At 67.0% G+C, this 21,374-nt stretch carries 19 protein-coding genes (1 of these 19 cut by a window edge); 5 read left to right on the top strand and 14 right to left on the bottom strand.

The window, feature by feature from the left end; all coding sequences use genetic code 11:
- Nucleotides 1-1,105 carry the 3' portion of a peptidoglycan DD-metalloendopeptidase family protein gene (locus tag KQ910_RS11310; RefSeq protein ID WP_216959710.1) on the top strand. 434 nt of this gene lie to the left of the window's left edge, so 1,105 of the gene's 1,539 nt are visible here — the last part of the coding sequence; its start codon lies off the left edge, out of view; it ends in the stop codon at nt 1,103-1,105.
- A gap of 3 nt (nt 1,106-1,108) precedes the next feature.
- Here KQ910_RS11310 and clpB read toward each other — a convergent pair whose 3' ends face one another.
- A complete protein-coding gene (gene clpB / locus KQ910_RS11305; RefSeq protein ID WP_216959708.1) occupies nt 1,109-3,715 on the bottom strand; it encodes an ATP-dependent chaperone ClpB in 2,607 nt (868 codons plus the stop codon).
- A 182-nt stretch (nt 3,716-3,897) separates the two neighbouring features.
- Between clpB and KQ910_RS11300 the strand changes: the two genes are divergently transcribed.
- Complete coding sequence (locus KQ910_RS11300; protein WP_216959705.1) at nt 3,898-4,458, top strand: DUF4337 domain-containing protein; 561 nt, start codon at nt 3,898-3,900, stop codon at nt 4,456-4,458.
- Nucleotides 4,459-4,530: 72 nt separating this feature from the next.
- On the opposite strand, the gene KQ910_RS11295 is transcribed toward KQ910_RS11300, so the two are convergent.
- From KQ910_RS11295 to KQ910_RS11260, 8 genes are all read right to left on the bottom strand, one after another.
- Nucleotides 4,531-5,385 carry a DUF4167 domain-containing protein gene (locus tag KQ910_RS11295; RefSeq protein ID WP_216959703.1) on the bottom strand — a complete coding sequence of 285 codons (855 nt, stop codon included), beginning with the start codon at nt 5,383-5,385 and terminating at the stop codon, nt 4,531-4,533.
- Nucleotides 5,386-5,452: 67 nt separating this feature from the next.
- Entirely contained in the window at nt 5,453-6,322 is an 870-nt protein-coding gene (gene prmC, locus KQ910_RS11290; protein ID WP_216959699.1) for a peptide chain release factor N(5)-glutamine methyltransferase, read from the bottom strand.
- A 3-nt stretch (nt 6,323-6,325) separates the two neighbouring features.
- On the bottom strand, nt 6,326-7,390 hold the full coding sequence (gene prfA, locus KQ910_RS11285; RefSeq protein ID WP_216959696.1) for a peptide chain release factor 1: 1,065 nt from the start codon (nt 7,388-7,390) through the stop codon (nt 6,326-6,328).
- Between the two features lies 1 nt (nt 7,391).
- Nucleotides 7,392-8,624: a histidine--tRNA ligase gene (gene hisS, locus KQ910_RS11280; RefSeq protein WP_229600704.1), complete on the bottom strand. Its 1,233-nt coding sequence runs from the start codon at nt 8,622-8,624 to the stop codon at nt 7,392-7,394.
- A 55-nt stretch (nt 8,625-8,679) separates the two neighbouring features.
- Nucleotides 8,680-9,816: a flavodoxin-dependent (E)-4-hydroxy-3-methylbut-2-enyl-diphosphate synthase gene (gene ispG, locus KQ910_RS11275; protein WP_216959688.1), complete on the bottom strand. Its 1,137-nt coding sequence runs from the start codon at nt 9,814-9,816 to the stop codon at nt 8,680-8,682.
- Between the two features lie 46 nt (nt 9,817-9,862).
- The gene (locus tag KQ910_RS11270) at nt 9,863-10,849 is read right to left on the bottom strand and encodes a helix-turn-helix domain-containing protein (RefSeq protein ID WP_216959685.1); all 987 of its coding nucleotides are present in this window, start codon (nt 10,847-10,849) and stop codon (nt 9,863-9,865) included.
- A gap of 80 nt (nt 10,850-10,929) precedes the next feature.
- Nucleotides 10,930-13,161, bottom strand: a complete 2,232-nt coding sequence (gene ptsP / locus KQ910_RS11265) for a phosphoenolpyruvate--protein phosphotransferase (protein WP_229600385.1) — start codon at nt 13,159-13,161, stop codon at nt 10,930-10,932.
- Nucleotides 13,162-13,410: 249 nt separating this feature from the next.
- Nucleotides 13,411-14,658, bottom strand: coding sequence for an aspartate kinase (locus KQ910_RS11260; RefSeq protein WP_216959679.1), 1,248 nt, complete (start codon nt 14,656-14,658; stop codon nt 13,411-13,413).
- 78 nt (nt 14,659-14,736) lie between these two features.
- On the opposite strand from KQ910_RS11260, the gene ubiG reads away from it, so the two are divergent.
- Nucleotides 14,737-15,507 (top strand): bifunctional 2-polyprenyl-6-hydroxyphenol methylase/3-demethylubiquinol 3-O-methyltransferase UbiG, encoded by a 771-nt coding sequence (gene ubiG / locus KQ910_RS11255; RefSeq protein ID WP_216959674.1) that lies wholly within the window; start codon nt 14,737-14,739, stop codon nt 15,505-15,507.
- Nucleotides 15,508-15,513: 6 nt separating this feature from the next.
- On the opposite strand, the gene KQ910_RS11250 is transcribed toward ubiG, so the two are convergent.
- Nucleotides 15,514-15,999, bottom strand: coding sequence for a DUF1178 family protein (locus KQ910_RS11250; protein WP_216959671.1), 486 nt, complete (start codon nt 15,997-15,999; stop codon nt 15,514-15,516).
- Nucleotides 16,000-16,103: 104 nt separating this feature from the next.
- On the opposite strand from KQ910_RS11250, the gene KQ910_RS11245 reads away from it, so the two are divergent.
- Nucleotides 16,104-16,973 (top strand): DMT family transporter, encoded by an 870-nt coding sequence (locus tag KQ910_RS11245; protein ID WP_216959668.1) that lies wholly within the window; start codon nt 16,104-16,106, stop codon nt 16,971-16,973.
- The gene (locus KQ910_RS11240; RefSeq protein ID WP_216959665.1) at nt 16,970-17,467 is read left to right on the top strand and encodes a class I SAM-dependent methyltransferase; all 498 of its coding nucleotides are present in this window, start codon (nt 16,970-16,972) and stop codon (nt 17,465-17,467) included. The genes KQ910_RS11245 and KQ910_RS11240 overlap by 4 nt, the downstream gene beginning before the upstream one ends.
- 9 nt (nt 17,468-17,476) lie before the next feature.
- Here the strand turns inward: KQ910_RS11240 and KQ910_RS11235 are convergent, their stop codons facing one another.
- The 4 genes from KQ910_RS11235 to KQ910_RS11220 form a co-directional block, all read right to left on the bottom strand.
- The gene (locus tag KQ910_RS11235) at nt 17,477-19,177 is read right to left on the bottom strand and encodes an N-acyl-D-amino-acid deacylase family protein (RefSeq protein ID WP_216959663.1); all 1,701 of its coding nucleotides are present in this window, start codon (nt 19,175-19,177) and stop codon (nt 17,477-17,479) included.
- A 195-nt stretch (nt 19,178-19,372) separates the two neighbouring features.
- On the bottom strand, nt 19,373-20,239 hold the full coding sequence (locus KQ910_RS11230; RefSeq protein ID WP_216959660.1) for a carbon-nitrogen hydrolase family protein: 867 nt from the start codon (nt 20,237-20,239) through the stop codon (nt 19,373-19,375).
- A 12-nt stretch (nt 20,240-20,251) separates the two neighbouring features.
- Nucleotides 20,252-20,512, bottom strand: a complete 261-nt coding sequence (gene grxC, locus KQ910_RS11225; RefSeq protein WP_216959657.1) for a glutaredoxin 3 — start codon at nt 20,510-20,512, stop codon at nt 20,252-20,254.
- Between the two features lie 19 nt (nt 20,513-20,531).
- On the bottom strand, nt 20,532-21,320 hold the full coding sequence (locus KQ910_RS11220) for a ComFC family protein (RefSeq protein ID WP_229600384.1): 789 nt from the start codon (nt 21,318-21,320) through the stop codon (nt 20,532-20,534).
- Nucleotides 21,321-21,374 lie beyond the last annotated feature (54 nt).

Raw genomic sequence — 21,374 nt, 5'->3', positions numbered from 1 at the left:
CGAGAAGCTCCAGTCGCTCCTGAAGAAGCGGCGCCTCGCGGTGGGCGAGACCATCGAGCTCACGATGCAGACGATGCCGGACCAGCCCGATGCCCCGCGCGTGCTTGCATTGTCGGTCCGGCCTCAACCCGAGCGGGAGTACATCGTCAGCCGCAAAGACGACGGCACCTACGATGCCGAGGAGAAAATCTACAAGGTCAGCCCGCGCATCGTGCGCGTCGAGGGCGAGCGCGACGGTTCGCTGCAGCAGAGCGGGATCAAGGCCGGTGCGCCGTCGGCGGCGATGATCGAGTTCGTGCGCGCCCTGTCCTACGACGTCGACTTCCAGCGCGAACTGAAGCAGGGGCAGAAGTTCACCGTCCTGCTCGAGCAGCTCGTGACGAGCGACGGCAAGGTCACCCATCCCGGTCGCCTGCTCGCCGGCGAACTCAAGCTCCTGAAGCGCACCGTCACCGTGATCCGCTACCGCCCCCAGGGTGGCGCCGATGGCTTCTACAACCCGCAAGGCGAGAGCGTTGTGCGCTCTTTCCTGCGCACGCCGATGGACGCCTCGCGCATCACCTCGCGCTTCGGCATGCGCGAGCACCCCATCCTGGGCTTCAGTGCATTGCACGCGGGCGTGGATTTTGCGGCGCCTTCGGGCACGCCGATCCTGGCCGCCGGCACCGGAAAGGTCGTGTCCGCGGGACCCAATGGCGGCTATGGACTCTACGTCAGGTTGCAGCATACGCACGACGTCGCGACGGCCTATGCCCACATGTCGCGCATCGGCCCGGGCATCAAGCCGGGCGTTTCGGTGCGCCAGGGACAGGTGATCGGCTTCGTCGGATCGACCGGCATGTCGACCGGCCCGCACCTGCATTACGAGTTCCTGAAGGGCGGCAAGCACGTCAATCCGCTCACCCAGAAGTTCGCCATGCGCGGCACCGTGGGGGCCAAGGACGCGGCGCGCTTCCAGGTGCTGGCCCGGCAGTACCTCGCGCAACTCAAGAGCGCGCCGGTCGCCGGCGAGGTCGAAAAGCCCGCGGAAACCAAGCCCGCACCAAAGAAAACGGCGCAGGCTCCAAAAGAACCCGCGCCGTCTCAGGTCGCCAAAGGCGACTAGTCTTTAGTCGGCGGCGTCGCTCATCACGCGCTCGCCGCCGACCGTCAGCTCGCCGTTCTCGACGCCGACCTCGACGGTATCGCCGTCGCCGATCCTGCCCTCGAGAAGCTGCGTCGCCAGCGGATTCTGCAGGCTGCGCTGGATCACCCGCTTGAGCGGCCGCGCCCCGTAGACCGGGTCGTAGCCCCTGTTGGCGAGCCACTGCAGCGCCTTGCCGTCGATCTTCAGCTCGATCTTGCGATCGGCCAGCAGCTTCAGCAGCTTCTGCATCTGGACTTCGACGATGTCCGTCATGTGCGCCCGGCTCAGCCGGTTGAACAGCAGGATCTCGTCGAGGCGGTTCAGGAACTCGGGCCTGAAAGCCCGCCGCACCTCCTCCATGACCTGCTCGCGCACCGATTCGGTGGGCTCGCCGTCCTTCAGGGCCGCCAGATGGGAGCTGCCGAGATTGGACGTCAGGATGATCAGCGTGTTCTTGAAGTCGACCGTGCGGCCCTGCCCGTCGGTCAGGCGACCGTCGTCAAGCACCTGCAGCAGCACGTTGAACACGTCCGGATGCGCCTTCTCGACCTCGTCGAACAGGATCACCTGGTACGGCCGGCGCCGCACCGCCTCGGTGAGCACGCCGCCCTCGTCGTAGCCGACATAGCCCGGCGGCGCGCCGATCAGGCGGCTCACGGAGTGCTTCTCCATGAACTCGCTCATGTCGATGCGCACCATCGCGGTGTCGTCGTCGAACAGGAACGCCGCGATCGCCTTGGTGAGCTCGGTCTTGCCGACACCCGTGGGGCCGAGGAACAGGAACGAACCGATCGGACGGTTCGGGTCCTGCAGGCCTGCCCGGGCGCGACGCACCGCGTTCGCCACGGCCACGACGGCCTCGTCCTGGCCGATCACCCGCTTATGGATCTCCTCTTCCATGCGCAGGAGCTTGGAGCGCTCGCCTTCCAGCATCTTGTCGACGGGCACGCCGGTCCACCGCGACACGACGGCCGCAATGTCCTCGGGCATGACCTCTTCCTTCACGCCCTTGCCACCCGCGACCTCGTGGGTCTCGGCCTCCTTGAGCTTCTTCTCGAGGTCGGGGATCACGCCGTAGGCCAGTTCGCCGGCCTTGCCGAGTTCGCCGCGCCGCTGCGCGATGTCGAGTTCGGAGCGCGCCTTGTCGAGCTGCTCCTTCACCTTCTGCGAGTCGGCAAGCTTGTCCTTCGCGGAAGTCCACTGCGCCGTCAGCGCGGCCGACTTCTGCTCGAGTTCCGACAGCTCCTTCTCGAGACGCTCGAGACGGTCGCGCGACGCCTGGTCGCTCTCCTTCTTGAGCGCTTCCTTCTCGATCTTGAGCTGCATGATGCGCCGGTCCAGCTCGTCCAGCGCCTCGGGCTTGCTGTCGACCTGCATGCGGATGCGGCTCGCCGCCTCGTCCATCAAGTCGATCGCCTTGTCCGGCAGGAACCGGTCGGCGATGTAGCGATTGGACAAGGTCGCGGCGGCCACGATCGAGGAGTCGGCGATCCGGACGCCGTGATGCAGCTCGTACTTCTCCTTGAGGCCGCGCAGGATCGAGATCGTGTCCTCGACCGTCGGCTCGGCCACGAAGACCGGCTGGAAGCGCCGCGCCAGCGCGGCATCCTTCTCGATGTGCTTGCGGTACTCGTCGAGCGTCGTGGCGCCCACACAATGCAGTTCGCCGCGCGCCAGGGCGGGCTTCAGCATGTTGGAGGCGTCCATCGCGCCGTCGGCCTTGCCGGCGCCGATCAGCGTGTGCAACTCGTCGATGAAGACGATGATCTCGCCCTCGGCCGAAGAGATTTCCGACAGCACGGCCTTGAGCCGCTCCTCGAACTCTCCCCGGAACTTGGCGCCCGCGACCATCGAGCCGAGGTCGAGCGACATCAGCTTCTTGTTCTTGAGCGATTCCGGCACGTCGTCGTTCACGATGCGCAGCGCGAGGCCCTCGGCGATGGCAGTCTTGCCAACGCCCGGCTCACCGATCAGCACCGGATTGTTCTTGGTGCGGCGGCTCAGCACCTGGATGGTCCGGCGGATTTCCTCGTCACGACCGATCACCGGGTCGAGCTTGCCGTCCCGCGCGGCCTGGGTGAGGTCGCGCGCATACTTCTTCAGCGCGTCGTAGCTGTCCTCGGCCGACGCCGAGTCGGCAGTCCGGCCCTTGCGCAGCTCCTGCACGGCCTTCTCGAGCGCCTGGGGCTTCACGCCACCCTTGGCGAGCGCCTCGGCCGCCTCGGTACCCTTGGCGAGCACCAGCGCGACCAGCATGCGCTCGACCGTGACGAACGAATCGCCGGCCTTCTCGGAGATGGTCTCGGCCTGGTCGAACAGGCGCGCGGTCTCGGGCGCCAGATAGATCTGGCCGGAGCCCTGGCCCTCGACCTTGGGCTGCTTGGCGAGATTGGCTTCGACGGCGCGATAGACCGCGCGTGAATCGCCCCCCGCGGCGGCGATGAGGTTGGCTGCGAGGCCTTCCGGATCGTCGAGCAGGACCTTCAGAACGTGGTCTGGAATGAGCCGCTGATGGCCCTCGCGAAGCGCCATCATCTGGGCGCTCTGCAGGAAGCCCCGCATGCGTTCGGTGTATTTTTCCTGATTCATACTCAACCCTTTCCTTTACGCCCCCGTCGAGCGGCGGGCGGAAGAGCGGACCCTCATTGGAGGCGTCCTGAAGGCGATATGGGATCAGATTTGCGACGTACAAGACCTCAGATTCCGTGCGGCTTTCGCCTCCTGGAAACGTGGGTTAAGAACGCCGCCGACCAAGATTTGGAGGTACTGGAATGTCTGGCGGACACGGCCACGTCGACAGCTCGAACAAGAAGATCGCTTTGCTGGTGGCGATCCTCGCCGCCCTGCTGGCGGTTTCGGAAATGGGCGGCAAGAGCTCGCAGACGAACGGGCTCTCGAGCCACATCGACGCCTCCAACCTGTGGTCGTTCTTCCAGTCCAAGACCATCCGGCAGACCACGCTGAGGACTGCCGCCGAAGAGGTGGAGGCCACGTTCAAGGACAGCCCGGACACCGTGCCACCCGCCCTCAAGGCGCAGGCCGAGCGGTGGCGCCAGACGGCACAGCGCTACGATACCGAGCCCGACACCAACGAGGGCCGCAAGGAACTGGCGGCGCGCGCCAAGCTCAAGGAAGCACATCGCGACCGGTCGATGGCCGCCTATCACATGTTCGAATACGGCTCGGCCTGCTTCCAGCTCGCCATCGTGCTGGCCGGCGCCGCCGCCCTCACCGCGGTCGTCTGGCTGACCTTCCTGTCGGCCGGCCTGGGTGTGCTCGGCCTGGGCTTCACGGTGCTGGCCTTCGTCGCACCAACCTTGATCCACCTTTAACCCCCTCCCCACGAAAAACGCCCGCAGGCGGCTGCCGGCGGGCGTTCTTTCGGGATTATCAGGGGCTGACGGTCAGGCGCGCCGGCCGCCGTTCGCAGGGACGAATTCCGGAACCTCGGGCTGTTCGTCGATCGCCGGGTCATTGCCGCCGGTCGCATTGCGGCCGTTCTGCAGGAACGCCACGCCGTTGAGACCCGGTTCGGCCTCGCCTTGATCGTCGCGATCACGGTCGCGATCGTTCGGACGATAGTCGTTCTGGCGGCGATCGTTCTGGCGCTGATTGCCCTGGCGATGCTCACCCTGGCGGTTATCGCCTTGGCGGTTATCGCCCTGCCGGTGCTCTGAAGAGCGATGCTCCGGGGGGGCCTGCTCGCTGCGGTCGCCGGACTGGTTGTCTCCGCCGTTCGGCTGCTGGCCTCCGGACTGGCCCTGCTGCGGCTGGCCGGACTGCTGCCCCTGCGGGCCGGGTTGCCCTGGTTGCTGGCCGTCCTCGCCGCCTTCCCAGCCCTGGTTGCGCGACACGAAGCCACCCATGGACTGGATCACGCGGAAATAGTGGTCGGCGTACTGGTAATAGGCTTCGGCCAGGATGCGGTCGCCGGAAGAGGCGGCCTCGCGAGCCAGCGACTGGTATTTGTCGAAGACCTGGTTGGCATTACCGCGGACCCGGACGTCGGGGCCGCTGCTATCGAAAATCTGGTTTCGATTGGGCGGGCGGTTCGGGTTGTGGTGCTGGGGCTTGTGATGGTGGTTGTTACCACCGCCGCCACCGCCGCCACCACTGCGACCGCCGCGCGACCGCTGACGATTGTTTGGTCTCATTAACCTGGGCCAGTTACACGCCGGACGGATGTTGTTGTTGGAACCCCCCTGCCCTTCGCGGGCGCCGTCACGGCTGATTTCAGGGGGTTTGGTGTCCGCCGCCACTAACCGGTCGGACCAGCCCCCCAAGGGGTAAAGGAACCTAGTCCCATTCCCCCGGATTGCCAACCTCTTAATGCTGGGCCGGCACCACCCGGTCGACCCCGCCCAGATCCTGCCGGGGCGGGCCGGGCGTGAAGCCCACGGCGGCAAAAAGGGCGGCGATATCAGCCGCTTGTCCCTCGCCCCCCTCGACGACCGCCCAGCCGCCCGGAACGACCAGGCTGGGCGCCTCGCGGGCGATGATGCGATACGCCGCAAGCCCGTCGTCGCCTCCGTCGAGTGCCAGCCGGGGCTCGTAGCGCGCCACTTCGGGCATCAGGCCGTCGACGGTGGCACTCTCGATGTAGGGCGGATTGGACACCAGCAGGTCGAACGGACCGCCCAGCCGCCCGGCCCAGCCGGCCTCACGCCAGTCGCCCGCCTCGAGGCGCGCCCGGGAGGCGACGCCCAGCGCCCCGGCATTGACCCTGGCCATTTCGAGCGCCTCGGGCGAGGCATCGATCCCGACACCGCTCGCCTGCGGATACTCCCGCAGCAGGGTGAGGAGGAGGCAGCCCGATCCCAACCCCAGATCGGCGATACGCAGCGGCCGGCCACGGTCGGGAAACAGACCGAGGACGGCCTCGATCAGCGTCTCGCTGTCGGGCCGCGGCACCAGGACTGCCGCAGAGACCTTGAAGGGAAGGCCCCAGAATTCGCGCTCGCCCAGGATGTAGGCCATCGGCTCACGGCGCACGCGGCGCGCCGTGAGCTCGCGCAGAGCTGTCTCGACCATGGCGGGCGCCGGATCGGGCCCTCGCGCGATCAATTGCTCCACGGTCATCCCGGTGGCGTGGCTGAGCAGCAGCCGGGCCTCGAAGCGGACATTGTCGATACCGGCCGCCGTCAGCGCGACGGCCGTGTCGCGCAGGAGTGCGTCGTAAGAGGAGCCCACCGTCACGGACTAGGCCGCGAGCTCCGCCAGCCGCGAGGCCTCGTCGTCGGCGGTCAGCGCATCGACGATCGCATCGAGCCCGCGCCCGTCCAGTACCTCGGCGAGGTTGTAGAGGGTGAGATTGATGCGGTGATCGGTGACCCGGCTCTGCGGGAAGTTGTAGGTGCGGATGCGCTCGCTGCGGTCGCCCGAGCCGACCTGCCCCTTGCGATCGGCGGAGCGCAGATCGTCCAGGCGCTGGCGCTCGGCGTCGTAAAGGCGGGCACGCAGGATCTTCATCGCCTTGGCGCGGTTCTTGTGCTGGCTCTTCTCGTCCTGCTGGCTGACGACGACGCCGGTCGGGATGTGGGTGATGCGCACCGCCGAGTCGGTCGTGTTGACCGACTGGCCACCCGGTCCGGAGGCGCGGAACACGTCGATGCGCAGGTCCTTCTCGTCGATCTTGATGTCGACCTCCTCGGCTTCCGGCAGCACCGCTACCGTCGCCGCGGAAGTATGGATACGGCCCTGCGCCTCGGTGGCCGGCACGCGCTGCACGCGGTGGACGCCGGATTCGAACTTGAGACGCGCGAACACGCTGCGGCCCGTCACCGTGGCGATCGCCTCGCGATAGCCGCCGATGCCGGTGTCCGACAGTTCCATGACCTCGAACTTCCAGCCCTTTTCCGCCGCGTAGCGCTGGTACATGCGGAACAGGTCGGCCGCGAAGAGCGCGGCCTCGTCACCGCCGGTGCCGGCGCGGATTTCGAGGATGGCGTTCTTCTCGTCGGCGGCGTCCTTCGGAAGCAGCATGCGCTTCACGGTGCGCTCCAGCTCAGGCAAGCGCTTCTTCAGCTCGGCCGCCTCTTCCTCCGCCATCGCCTTCATGTCGGGATCGGCGGCCATTGCCTCCGCATCCTTCAACTCGCGCTCGGCCTTGTGCCATTCGTTCACCGCCTCGACCAATGGGCCGAGGTCGGCATATTCCTTCGACGCCGCGACGAACTTCTGCGAGTCGAGCGTGCCGGCGGACAGCGCCGCCTGCAGCTCGGCATGGCGCGTCACGACCTGGTTGAGTTTCAATAACAGCGACATCTCAGACCTTCAGGGCTTCGGCGAGACCGTCGAGCGGCACTTCGCGCTGGGCGCCGCTGTCGAGATCCTTCAGTTGGGCCACGCCCTTGGCCAGCTCGTCGTCACCGATGATGAGCGCCACGCGGGCATTGAGCTTGTTGGCACGCTGCATGCGGCGCTTCATGTTGCCGCGATACTCCTGCTCGACGGCGATGCCCAGCTTGCGCAAGGTCCGCGCGATGCCGAGCGCCCTGGCCTCGGCCGCCGCGCCAAGCGGCGCGATGACGACGGGCCGCGGCAGGGGCTTGGGCTCGTCGGCCAGCATCATCAGCCGCTCGATGCCGCCCGCCCAGCCGATGCCGGCCGTCGGCGGCCCGCCCAGCTCGGCGATCAACCCGTCATAGCGGCCGCCGCCCAGCACGGTGCCTTGCGCGCCGATGTGGGTCGTGACGAACTCGAAAGCGGTGTGCGTGTAGTAGTCGAGGCCGCGCACCAGTGCAGGATCGACTTCAAAAGCGATGCCGGCGGCCGTGAGCCCGTCCTGCACCGACTTGAAGAAGTCGCGGCTGGCCTCGTTCAGGTGATCGGAGAAGCTCGGCGCATTGACGTTGATCGCCTTGTCGCCCTCGTCCTTGCTGTCGAGGATGCGCAGCGGATTGCGCGCCAGGCGGTTGCGTGAATCCTCGGAAAGATTCGCAGTGTGGCCCGAATAATAGTCCATCAGCACCTTGCGGTAGCCGGTACGGCTCTCCGGGTCTCCGAGCGAATTGATTTTGAGCACGCAGCGATCGAGGATCGTGAGCCGGTCGAGAATGTCGGCCGCGACCGAGATCACCTCGATGTCGGCGCCGGGCTCGGGCGCACCCAGCACCTCGAGGTCGATCTGGTGGAACTGGCGCTGGCGGCCTTTCTGCGGGCGTTCGTACCGGAACATCGGTCCGGCCGCGAAGACCTTGAGCGGAAGCTGCTGGGCAAGCTCGCCGTTGGAGACGAAGGCGCGGCAGATGCCGGCGGTATATTCCGGCCGCAAGGTGAGCGATTCATCGCCGCGGTCCTTGAAGGTGTACATCTCCTTCGACACGACGTCGGTGGTCTCGCCGATGCCGCGCGCGAAGAGCTCGGTGAACTCGAAGATCGGCGTCGCCATCTCGCGATAGCCGTAGAGGCGCGCCACGTCGCGCGCGGTGTCGACGACATGCGCGAAGCGCCGGTAGTCGTCGGGGAGGAGATCGTGCGTGCCACGCACGGGTTGCATCTTGCTCACGGGATATCGCCTTGAAAAATCGTCGGGAAAGGAAAGCCTGGAACCGCTACTCCGCGGCGGCGCGATGTCGCTCGGCTTCTTCCGCCTTCGCAGCCTCGATCTCGGCCGCCTTCTTCTCGATCAGCCCGACGAGATGGTCGACGACGTTGGCGTCCTTGAGCCGATGGTGAGGGACACCCGCGATATAGACCTGGTGGGTATTGGAGCCCCCGCCGGTGAAGCCGATGTCGGTCTCGCGGGCCTCGCCCGGCCCGTTCACCACGCAGCCGATCACCGACACCGTCATCGGCGTGGTGATGTGGGCGACCCGCTTCTCCAGCGCCTCGACCGTGCGGATGACGTCGTACTGCTGGCGGGCGCAGGACGGGCAGGAGATGATGTTCACGCCGCGGTGCCGCAGGTTCAGCGCCTTCAGCATCTCGAAGCCGACGCGCACCTCTTCCTCCGGCTCGGCCGAGAGCGAGACGCGGATCGTGTCGCCGATACCGGCCCACAGCAGCGAGCCCATGCCGATCGACGATTTCACCGTGCCGGTGCGCGTCCCGCCCGCCTCGGTGACGCCGACATGCAGCGGGTAATCGCAGGCGTCGGCAAGCTGCTGGTAGGCCGCAACCGCCAGGAAGACGTCGGACGCCTTCACGCTGATCTTGAATTCGTGGAAATCATGATCCTGCAGGATGCGCGCATGATCGAGGGCGCTCTCGACCATCGCCTCCGGGCAGGGCTCGCCATACTTTTCGAGCAGATCCTTTTCCAGCGAACCGGCATTGACGCCGATGCGCATGGAGCAACCATGGTCCTTCGCAGCCTTCACCACTTCGCGCACACGCTCGGCATTGCCGATATTGCCAGGGTTGATCCGCAGGCAGGCGGCGCCCGCCTCGGCCGCCTCGATGGCGCGCTTATAGTGAAAGTGAATGTCGGCCACGATCGGGACCTTCGCGGCCTTCACGATGCGCGGCAGCGCCGCCGTCGACTCCTCGTCGGGGCAGGACACGCGGATGATATCCACACCCACCTCTTCGCACCGGCGGATCTGGGCAATCGTCGCGTCGGCGTCCGCGGTCAGCGTGTTGGTCATGGTCTGGACGGTGATCGGCGAATCGCCGCCCACCGGGACGGACCCGACCATCACCCGGCGCGACTTGCGGCGCTGGATGTCGCGGTACGGTCTGATGCTCATGGGTACAATGTAGCGGCGAGGCCTCGCCTCCGCCAGAGAGCCCGCGTCAGCGGGCCTCGGTGATGCGATAGGCGATCCCGGCCGGGACGACGTAGCTTTCGCCGGCGCGGACATAGGTCTGCGTCAGCACGTCGCCGTTGGGTGCCCGAAGCTCGACCCAGCTGTTCGTCTTCACACTGATCGGCGTGTTGACCCGGACCGGCAGCGAGGGCTGCGTGGCCGGATCGGGCTGGCGGGCCGTGGCTTCCTCGACCGGCTTCGGTTGGTCGATGCGCGGCGGCTCGATCGACGCCGGCGGCTGGGCGGCTTGCGCCTGGCCGATGGCCGGGACGTTCATCACGACCGGCGGCGGCGGCGCAGGAACGGCCACGACGACGGGCGGCGGCGCCAGTGGCGCAGCTGGCGCCCCGCTATCGACGCGCTGCGCCGGCCAGACCTGAGCCGGCAGCGAGCCGTTGATGGTGCGGGTCTCCTGGCCCGGCGTGGGGGGCAATTGGGGGACGAACGGATTGGGCGGAGCAGTCGTTTTCGGCGCGGCCGTCACAGCCGGCGCACTCGGCCGTTCCGAGAGCAGGCGGTCCGGCACCGGCGGAACCTTCTCGGCTACGACGGCCTGGTCGCGCGGCATGTAGTGCCACACGCCATATCCGGCGGCGACGACGAGCAGCAGTGTGAGGACGGCGAGGCCGATCGGCGCGCGCCTTTCCATGACCGGAAAATCGGCGGGCAGTGTCACCGGACGCTTGATGGGAACGGCGCCCGACAGATGATAGGCGGTCATGACCTTTTCGGGGTCGAGACCGACATGGGCGGCATAGGCGCGAAGGAACGCGGGGATGTAGGCGGCGCCGGGAAGCAGGTCGTAACGCCCTTCCTCGATCGCCTCGAGATGAGCGCGCCGGATGCGGATGCTCTTCTCGACTTGAGTCAGGTCCAGACCGCGCGCCTCGCGTTGATCGCGTAGGAGTCGACCGACCGCTTGGCCTGGTCCGGCCTCGCGTTCAATCGCCCGCCAGTCAACCTGATCCGGCATTGAATTTCCCTGCTTGTCCCCTCGTCGCGACTCTTAGCAGAGGCCCCATGGCAGGGCAAAAGCGATTCGACTTCGAGTCGCTAAATTTCGATCGCATGATCGGCGGCGAAGAGACGCAACGTCTCGCGCAAGGGACGATCGGGTTGAGTAAGCGCAGAGCTCATGAAACCAACGACCTCGTTGAGATCGAGCGACCGGATCATCGCCTTCACGGGCCCGATTGCGCCGGGTGACATCGACAACGAACGTACGCCCACCGCGAGCAGCGCCAGTGCTTCGACAGGACGCCCCGCCATCTCGCCGCAGACAGAAATGTCGACGCCCGCCGGGCGCACCTTATTCACTACAAAATGTAGCAGTCTCAACAGCGCTGGGGACAAGCTGTCGTAGCGTCCGGCGAGCCTGCTGTTGCCGCGATCGGCGGCATAGAGGAACTGCATCAGATCGTTGGTGCCCACCGATATGAAATCGACGTGGGGCAGGAGGCTGTCGAGTTGCCAGGCCAGCGCCGGCACTTCGAACATGACGCCAACACGCACGCCCTCCGGCACGGGCTGGCCCCGACGCTTTGCGCGATCGAGCTCGAGATCGAGCAAATGACGCGCCCGTAGCAATTCGGTGACCTCAGCGATCATAGGAAACATGATCGACAGGGGGCGGCCGCTCGCAGCCATGATCATCGCGCGCAACTGGCGGCGCAGCATCGCCGGGCGGTCGAGGCCAATGCGGATGGCACGCCAGCCCATTGCGGGATTTTCGTCCCCGAACGAGTCGATATAGGGGAGGACCTTGTCACCCCCCACATCGAGAGTGCGGAAAGTCACCGGCCGTCCATCGGCAAGATCGAGCACGCGGCCATAGAGCCAGGCCTGTGCATCGACGTCGGGAAACTCCGAACGCACCATGAACGGAATCTCGGTGCGATAGAGGCCCACCCCGTCGGCGCCGGTATCGTCGAGATGCTGCATGTCGATCAGCAGGCCGGCGTTCATGTTGAGCGAGACGCGCGCCTGGTCGCGCGTCGTCGACGGCAGGTCGCGCAGCGCCGCGTACTTGCGCCGCCGCTCGGCGCGTGCATCGAGTGCAAGATGGACGGTCTGGAGAATGTCCTCGGCCGGCCGCACCAGGACCTGCGCATTGTCGCCGTCGACCACGATCGGGTCGCCCGCCTCGACGCGTGCCAGCACATTGGGCGCGCGCCCGACGACCGGGATGTCGAGGGCACGCGCCACGATCGCCACGTGGCTCAACGCAGAGCCCTCTTCCAGCACGAGGCCGCGCAGCCGGTTGCGGTCATAGTCGAGCAGCTCGGCCGGCCCCATGTCGCGGGCGATCACGATCATGTCGTCGGGCAACGAGGCAGGATCGACGGCCACGCGGCCGGTCAGACGCAGCAGGAGGCGGTTGCAGAGATCCTGCAGGTCGCTCAGCCGCTCGCGGATATAGGGATCGGTCGATTGGCCGAGACGCGTCCGCACGTCGTCGAAGGCGCGCTGGACGCCGGCCTCGGCGGTGAGGCCCGAGTCGATCGCCTCGCGCACCCGCTCGGCCCAGCCGCGATCGTCGACGAACATGCGGAAGGTCTCGAGGATCTCGCGCTGCTCGCCCGACTGCATGTCGTGCGCCTCGAGCATGCGGTCGACGTCCTCGCGAACACCGCGCAGCGCCTCCTGGAAACGGACCTGCTCCTGCTCGACATCCTCGGCGACCACGCGCTGGATGACGATGCGGGGCTCGTGCAGCACGGCATGGCCGATGGCCACGCCGGGCGTGAGCTGCACGCCGTCGACGCGCAGCGGGAGCAACCCGATACCGTCGACCTGCTGGACCTCGTTGGGGCTGACGACGTGGCTGGCCGAGACCAGTTCCGCCAGCACCATGGCGATGGTCTGCAGCGTCTCGACCTCTTCCTCGTCGTACTGGCGCCGCGTGCGGTTCTGCACGACCAGCACGCCGAGCACCCTGCCGGCGCGCACGATCGGCACGCCGGCCAGCGAATGATAGATTTCCTCACCTGTTTCGGGGCGGTAGGCGAACTGCGGATGGTGCTGCGCATCGTCGAGCGCCAGCGGGCGACCGTGGGCAGCGATGTCGCCGACCAGACCCTCGCCGACCCTCAGCCGGGTACTATGGACGGCCGAGGGGTTGAGGCCCTGGGTTGCGAACAGTTCCAGCACTTCGCCGGCCCGCAGCAGGTAGATCGAGCAGACCTCGGCCACCATTTCGTTCGCGACCAGCCGCACGACTTCGCCCAGCGTCACTTCGACGGACTCGGCACGCGCCATCGTGTCCCGGAGCCGCTTGAGGAGCATTCGCGGTCCGGCCAGGGGAGTTGATCTCTCCATGGTCAGACCGCGGGATGCTTGAGTCGAATGACGACGAAGCTGCGGTCGATGACGCAGGCGCAAACTCGCCAAGCCGCGGCCGCCGACTTGGTCGGGCGGGCGTCTAGGCTAGGCATATGGGCGAGTGCGGCGTCCATGCGCCGCTTATAGCAAGACCCGCGCCGGACTGCCTACCGGCTAATTCGCAGAGTCCGACTGCACTTTAGGGCCGAAATCTCAGGCCGCGTCCAGTTCATAGGCCGTGTGAAGAGCCCGCACCGCCAGTTCGGTGTACTCGGCGGCCACCAGCACGCTGATCTTGATCTCCGACGTTGAGATGACCTGGATGTTGATCCCCTTGGCGGCCAGGGTCTCGAACATCTTCAGCGCCACGCCGGCATGGCTACGCATGCCGACGCCGATCACCGAAACCTTGGACACGTTGAGGTCGGACTTCACCTCGGCGAACTTGAGTTCGCCCTTCGCCTGCTCCAACCGCTGTACTGCACGAGCGAGGTCGGCCTTGGGCACAGTGAAAGTCATATCGGTCGAGCTGCCGTCGACCGACACGTTCTGCACGATCATGTCGACGTTGATGTTGGCCTCTGCCAGCGGGCCAAAGATCGCCGCGGCGACACCGGGCCGGTCAGGCACGCGCGTCACGGTGATCTTTGCCTCGTCCTTGGCGAAGGCGATGCCGCTCACGACGGACTTCTCGAGGCCCTGGGCCATGATCTCTTCCTCGTCCACAACCAGAGTTCCGGGCAGATCGCTGCCGAGCGCCTCGTCGAACGACGAAAGCACCTGCACACGCACATGATGGTTCATCGCCAGCTCGACGGAGCGCGTCTGCAGCACCTTCGAGCCCAGCGAGGCCATTTCGAGCATTTCCTCATAGGTCACGCGATCGATCTTCTGCGCCTTCTCGACGATGCGCGGATCGGTCGTGTAGACGCCGTCGACGTCGGTGTAGATGTCGCAACGATCGGCCTTGAGGGCGGCCGCCAGTGCCACCGCCGAGGTGTCCGAGCCGCCGCGGCCCAGAGTCGTGATGCGACCGTCCGGCGAAACGCCCTGGAAGCCTGGCACGATCGGCACTTCGCCCGCCGACATGGTCCTGGCCAGTTCGACCGTGTCGATCTCGATCACGCGCGCCTTGGCATAGGCGTCGTCGGTCTTGATCGGAAGCTGCCAAGACGTCCAGGAGCGCGACTTCACACCCTCCTGCTGTAGCGCCATCGCCAGCAGGCCGATCGTGACCTGCTCGCCTGTCGCCACGACGACGTCGTATTCGCGCGGATCGTGCAACGGAGAGATCTCGTTCACCCACTTCACGAGCTGGTTGGTGGCGCCCGACATGGCCGAAACCACGACCGCGACCTCGTTGCCGCGCAGGACCTCGGCCTTGACCTTGCGCGCGACGTTCTTGATCCGATCCGTGTCGCCGACCGAAGTACCGCCAAATTTGAGAACGATGCGCGCCATGAGCCTACTCGAAGGGCAAGCCTCTGCCCGGAAAGCGGGCTATAGACACCGGCGGCGCCATATGGGTCAAGGGTAGCCATGGTCGAAACCACGCATATCCCCACTGCCGGAACGGTCGATCCGGCCGAAGTCGAACGCTTCTCCCGCATCGCGGACGAATGGTGGGATCCCGCCGGCAAGTTCGCGCCGCTGCACCGGCTGAACCCGGTGCGGATCGCCTATATCCGCGACCGGGTGGCTGCGCACTGGCAGCGCGACGCCCTGAACGGCGAACCGCTGACGGGACTGTCGCTGCTCGACATCGGCTGTGGCGGCGGTCTGATCAGCGAGCCGATGACCCGGCTCGGCGCGTCGGTCACCGGCGTGGACGCCTCGGCCCGCAACATCGCGACCGCGTCCGTGCATGCTACGCGCCAGGACCTCGCCATCGACTATCGCCAGGGCACCGCGGAGGCGCTGGCCGAGAGTGGCGCGCAGTTCGACGTCGTGCTGGCCCTCGAGATCGTGGAGCACGTGGCGGACGTGGATCTGTTCCTGCGGTCCTGCGGCCGCCTCGTGAAGCCCGGCGGCCTCCTCTTCCTGTCGACGCTCAACCGCACGACAAAAGCCTGGCTGCTGGCCATCGCCGGCGCCGAATACATCTTGGGATGGCTGCCCCGCGGCACCCACGACTGGAAGAAATTCCTGAAGCCTTCCGAAGTTGCGCGGGGCCTGCGGGCCGGCGGGATCGAGCCGCAGGAAATCGTGGGCGTCGTCTATGCTCCGCTCAGCCGCAAGTGGTCGTTGAACAGGAACGACCTCGACGTGAACTACATGTTGTATGGGACCGCGCCCGACGCCCCGAAGTAGGGACCGTCAGTTGCCGCGCGGGATCCAGGGAAGGCGGCCGAACTCGATGCCTTCCTCGGCGAGTGCCTCGGCTTCCTCGTCGCTGGTTTCGCCGTAGATGCCGCGCTTGTCGCTCTCGCCGTAGTGGATCTTGCGGGCCTCGTCGGCGAACTTGTCACCGACATGCTCGCAGTTCTTCTCGACCTCGGCGCGGACCTTGAGCAGCGCCTCGCGCAGTTCCTTGGGCATGTGCCTGGCCAGCGCCGCCATCTGCTGCTGTTGCTCGGCTGACGGCGCGGCGGCCTCCGCGGGCGCCTCGACGGCGGCCGGCAGCGCGGCATCCTTGCCCTTCTTGCCGATGCGGGGCGCCATCAGGGCGCGCTCGACCTTCGCCGTGCCGCAGACGGCACAGCCGATCAGCGACTTCTTCTCCTGGCGCTCATAGGTCTTGCTGTCCTTGAACCAGCTATCGAACTCGTGGCCCTTGGCGCAGCGCAAGCGATACAAAATCATGACAATCCGAAAAATGGTGGCTTGTCGCGCCGGACGCAAGGCCCGATTGTCGCGCCCCGCCGCTCCACGCCCCGCCCACGTAAAAGCAGCTCGCCCCCTCAGCCATGACCGCGCCTCAACCCTCGAACCTGAAGGCCGCCTTCTGGATGGCGGGCTGGCTGGCGGCGATGCTCGTGATGGCGATCGCCGGCCGCGAGACGACGCGCGAACTCGACGTCTTCCAGATCATGGAAATGCGCTCGGTCATCGGCATCGCGATGCTCTATCCGCTGATCCATCACGCGGGCGGCTTTCGCAATCTCAGGACCAGGCGTCCCTGGCAGCAGGTCGGCCGCAACATCGCTCACTACGGCGCGCAGTTCGCCTGGTTCCAGGCGCTGACCCTGATCCCGCTCGCCCAGGTCATCTCGATCGAGTTCACCATGCCGATCTGGACGGCGATCCTTGCCGTGGCCTTCCTCGGCGAGCGCATGGGCCTCTGGAAGAACCTCGCCGTGGCACTGGGCATCGTCGGCGTCATCATCATCGTGCGGCCCGGCACCAACGAGATCGTGCCCGGCCAGCTCATCGCGCTGGCGGCCGCGGTGGGCTTCGCGATCTCCGTCACCATGGTGAAGTCACTCACGCGCACCGACAGCGTGGTGACCATCCTGTTCTGGATGCTGCTCATCCAGTCGATCATCGGCCTGGTGCCGGCGCTCGACGTCTGGCGCTGGCCCTCGGCCTATGTCTGGGCATGGGTCATCGCCATCGCCTTCTGCGGCACCTTCTCCCACTACTGCCTGACGCGCGCGATGCTGCACGCCGACGCCACGGTGGTCGTCCCGATGGATTTTCTGCGCGTGCCACTCACCGCCCTCGCCGGCTGGCTGCTCTATAATGAGCAACTCGATATGCTGACGATCCTCGGCGCCGCGCTGATCCTGTCCGGCAATCTGCTGAACCTGAAGGGCGCGGGAGTACGCCGGACATGACGCACTCCTCCTGGATCGCGGTTTGGGCCGGCCTGGTCCCGCCCGACGCCGCCGTGCTCGACGTCGCGGCCGGCAAGGGCCGCCACACCGAGTTCTTCGCGGCCCGCGGCCATCGCGTGACGGCGGTCGACCGCGACGTAACGGCGATCCCGGCGTCCGGGACGATCGAGGCGATCCAGGCCGATCTCGAGGACGGTTCCCCCTGGCCGCTGCCCGGCCGCCGCTTCGGCGCGATCGTCGTGACGAACTACCTGCACCGGCCGCTCTTCCCTGTGTTGCTCGACGCGCTGCTGCCCGGAGGCATCCTGCTCTACGAGACCTTCATGGAAGGCAACGAACGATTCGGCAAACCGAGCCGGCCCGAGTTCCTGCTGAAGGACGGCGAACTGCTCGATCTGGTGCGCGGGAAATTCTCGGTGACCGCCTACGAGGCGCGGATGATCAGCCAGCCGAAGATGGCCATGGTGCAGAGGATCGCCGCGCGGCTCCTGTAGAACGGTGCCTCAGCCGCGCGCGCCGCGTACCAGGCGGCCAGGCAAGGCGCCGGTCGCCCCTCCGCCGCGATAGACGACGGCGCCCGACACGATGGTCGCGTCGAAGCCGTCGGTCCGCTGGATCAGGCGCTTGCCGCCCGCCGGCAGGTCGTAGACCACTTCCGGACGGCGCAGCTTCATCCTGTCGTAGTCGATGATATTGAGGTCGGCCTTCAGCCCGACCTTCAGCAGGCCGCGATCGCGCAGGCCGATCTCGGAAGCGTTGTCGGCGGTCAGCCGCTTGATGGCCCACGACACCGGCAGCAGCGACCCGCGCGCCCGATCCCGCGTCCAGTGGGTCAGCGTGTAACTGGTCGCCGTGGCGTCGCACATGATGCCGACATGGGCGCCGCCGTCGCCGAGGCCCAGCAGCGTGTTGGGCCGGTCGATCATCTCGCGCACCACGTCGAGATTGCCGGCGACGTAATTGGTCACCGGAAGATACAGAATCTGCTTGCCGTCGCGCTCGAGCAACAGGTCGTAGGCGACCTCGGCGGCCGGACGGCCCTGCCGCGCCGCGATGGCGGCGACGCTCTGTTCGGCAGTCGGTTCGTAGTCGGGCGGATCGTCGAGTGGGAACATGCGATCCCAGCGGTCGACCAGGCGCCTTTGCTTGTCGCCCTGGAAAGCTTCGGCGAGGACGCGCGCGCGAAACCCGGGCTCGCGCCATTGCGCCAGACGCTCGGCGAACGGCAGGCGGGCGATGCCGTCGGCACTCGGCCGGCCCGTGAACGGCGTCTGCGAGAGTTCCAATCCCAGCAACACGCTGGTCGGCCGCGAGCGCACCTGGGCGGTGATGCGCAACCCCTCGCGATTGGCCTCGTCGATCTCCGCCATCGTCTCGCGCCAGCCGTCGGGCCTGGCATTGGACTGCAACAGGGTGATGGTCACCGGCCGTCCCGACTCCTTCGCCAGACGGCGGAACAAAGCCACCTCGCCTTCCTGGAAGTCCGACACGATCTGCAGCCAGCCGGCATCGGCCTGGCGCATCGCGCGGGCGATCGCCGTCAGTTCCGCTTCCTCGGCGCGCAGGGTCGGGATGTGCTTGCCGTCGGCAGAGCGGTGATTGAGCGTGCGTGAGGTCGAGAAACCCAGCGCGCCGGCGCGCAGTCCTTCGACGGTGAGCTCGGCCATACGCTGGCAATCCTGCTCGGTCGCGGGCTCCCGGTCGGCGCCGCGCTTGCCCATCACGTAAACGCGCAGCGCGGCGTGCGGCACCTGTGTCGCGACATCGGCATCATAGGAACGCGCGGCGATGGCATCCATGAAATCCGGAAAGGAATGCCAGTTCCATGGCAGGCCTTCCGACAGCACGACCTCGGGAATGTCCTCGACGCCTTCCATCAGGTTGATCAGCATCGCGTGCTGGTCTTCGTGGCAGGGCGCGAAGCCCACGCCGCAGTTGCCCATCACGACGGTCGTGGCGCCGTTCCACGACGACGGCGACAGGCGCTCGCTCCACGTCACCTGCGCGTCGTAGTGCGTGTGCACGTCGACGAAGCCCGGCGTCACCAGCCTGCCGCGCGCGTCGATCTCCTCTTGCCCCTTGGGAAGGTTCTTGCCGATCGCGGCGATCCTGCCTTCGACGATCGAGAGGTCGGCCTCGTAGGGATCGCCGCCCGATCCGTCGACGATGGTGCCGTTACGAATCACCAGGCTGGGAGAGGACATCGGATACTCCGGGGTGTGCCCACCGAGAGTGGCGCGATTCGGCACCCCCGTCGAGCTTGGGGCCGCAATTTGCTCGCGATCCGATGCATGATGAGGTCGACGGCGAATTGCTGGCGCTGTTCGTCGATGCGCCGGCTCTCACCTGCCGGCCGTCACATCCGCGCTACGGGCCTCGTCGCGAAGTAGGACAGACGATTACTCCGCCGCCTTCGCGATCGCCGTCTTGTGCAGAGCCGGTGCCGCGTACTTGCGGTCATGGGTGAGCGACGGGACCATCTTCCGGGCTTCCTCGATCTTCGCCATGTCGACATCGGCGATGACGAAGCCCGCCTTCTCCCCACCGGCATCGGCGATCACCTCGCCCCACGGGGCGACGGCGACCGAATGGCCGTAGGTCTTGCGGTTCGAGCCTTTGTGCGTGCCGACCTGGGCCGGCGCGAAGACGAAGCAGCCGGTCTCGATGGCGCGTGCGCGCATCAGCGTGTGCCAGTGCGCCTGGCCCGTCGGCACGGTGAACGAGGACGGGATCGCCAGCATCGTGGCGCCGGCGTGCGCCAGTTCGCGATAGAGATAGGGGAAGCGCAGGTCGTAGCAGATCGTCATGCCGAGCACGCCCCACGGCGTCTCGGCCAGCACCGCCTTCTCGCCCGGCTTGAACGTCGAGGATTCGCGGTAGCTCTCGCCGCCGGCGAGCTGGACGTCGAACATGTGGATCTTGTCGTAGCTGGCCACGATGCCGCCCGACGAATCGATCAGGTAGGAGCGATTGCGGATCTGCTCTTCGCCCGGCACGCGCACATGGATCGAGCCCAGCAGGAACCACGCGCCCGTGTCGCGCGCGCTGGCGCGGCAGGCTGCGAGCATCGCGTGCTCTTCCTCGGTCTGCGCCTTGGCCAGCGTCTCGGTGCGGTTGGCGCCGATCAGGCCGGTATTCTCCGGCGTCATGATGAAGTCGGCGCCGGCATCACGCGCGAGCTTCGCCTGCTCGCGCAGGAAGGCCACGTTCTCGGCCATCTCGTTGCTGACGTTGGTCTGGATCAGGCCGGCCTTGAACGCGGTCATGGTGGACGCGCCTCAGCCCGGCTGCGCGAGCAGCGCGTCGAGCTTGCCCGCCTGTTCGAGAGCGGCGAGCTCGTCGGAGCCGCCGATATGCTGGCCGTTGATGAAGATCTGCGGCACCGACGTGCGATTGGTGCGCGAACGCATCTCGGCGCGCTTGTTGTCGTCCATCATCACGTCGGCCTCTTCGTACTCGGCGCCCTTGCGGTCGAGCAGGCTCTTGGCCCGTGCGCAGTAGCCGCAGAACGGCGAGGTGTAGATCTCGATCTTGGCCATGGTTAACCTCTTTTGCCGACTATAACGCCGGCCGGACAACCCGCGCCAGTGTCAGGACATCAACCCGCCGGGCCCCGGCGCGTTCCAGCACGCGCGCACAGGCCTCGACCGTCGCGCCGGTCGTCAGCACGTCGTCGACCAGCAGCACTGTCCTGCCCGAAACCTCGGCCAGCCATTTCGGGTGGATGTCGAAGGCCTCCCGGACATTGCTCCGCCGCTCCCGGGCCCTGAGCCCGGCCTGCGAACCCGTCCAGCGCCGCCGGCGCAGCAGGTCCGGCATCAGACGCGGCTTGCGTTCGGTCGCAGCCGTCCGCACGACGATCCGCGCCAGCAACTGCGCCTGGTTGTAACGGCGCACGAACAGCCGCCGCCAATGCAGCGGCACCGGCGCCACGAGATCGGCCGAGGCCAGCAGGTCCGCGCCCGCGCGTGCCATCCACGCCCCGCAGGCGCGCGCGATATCGGTGCGGTCGCCATGCTTGAACGGCAGGACGAGCCGCTTGCTGCCGTCATCGTAGACCAGTGCGGCGCGGGCCTGGTGATAGCGCGGCCGCCGCGCGAGGCAGCCCGCACAGAGCGCGCCGGGCCCGAGATCCTCCGCGAAGGGCGTGCCGCAACAGGCGCACTGGGGCGCGGAGATGAAGGAGAAGCCCTGCCAGCAGCGCGTGCACAGCGCACCGGGAGCACCGACGATCTCGTTGCAGCCGAGACAAAGCGGCGGCAACACGGCATCGAGCACCGCCCGGCCCATGCCGGCAAAGACTCCGCTGACGCCCGTCGGCAACATGACGCGGATTGGGGCGGGCAAATGCGCCCACAGGATGGCGTTCCCCTACCGGCGACCGCTCTTTGCCCTTACATA

It is taken from the genome of Reyranella humidisoli, assembly GCF_019039055.1.
In the GTDB taxonomy this organism is placed as follows: domain Bacteria; phylum Pseudomonadota; class Alphaproteobacteria; order Reyranellales; family Reyranellaceae; genus Reyranella; species Reyranella humidisoli.
This window is presented reverse-complemented; position numbering and strand designations above follow the sequence as displayed.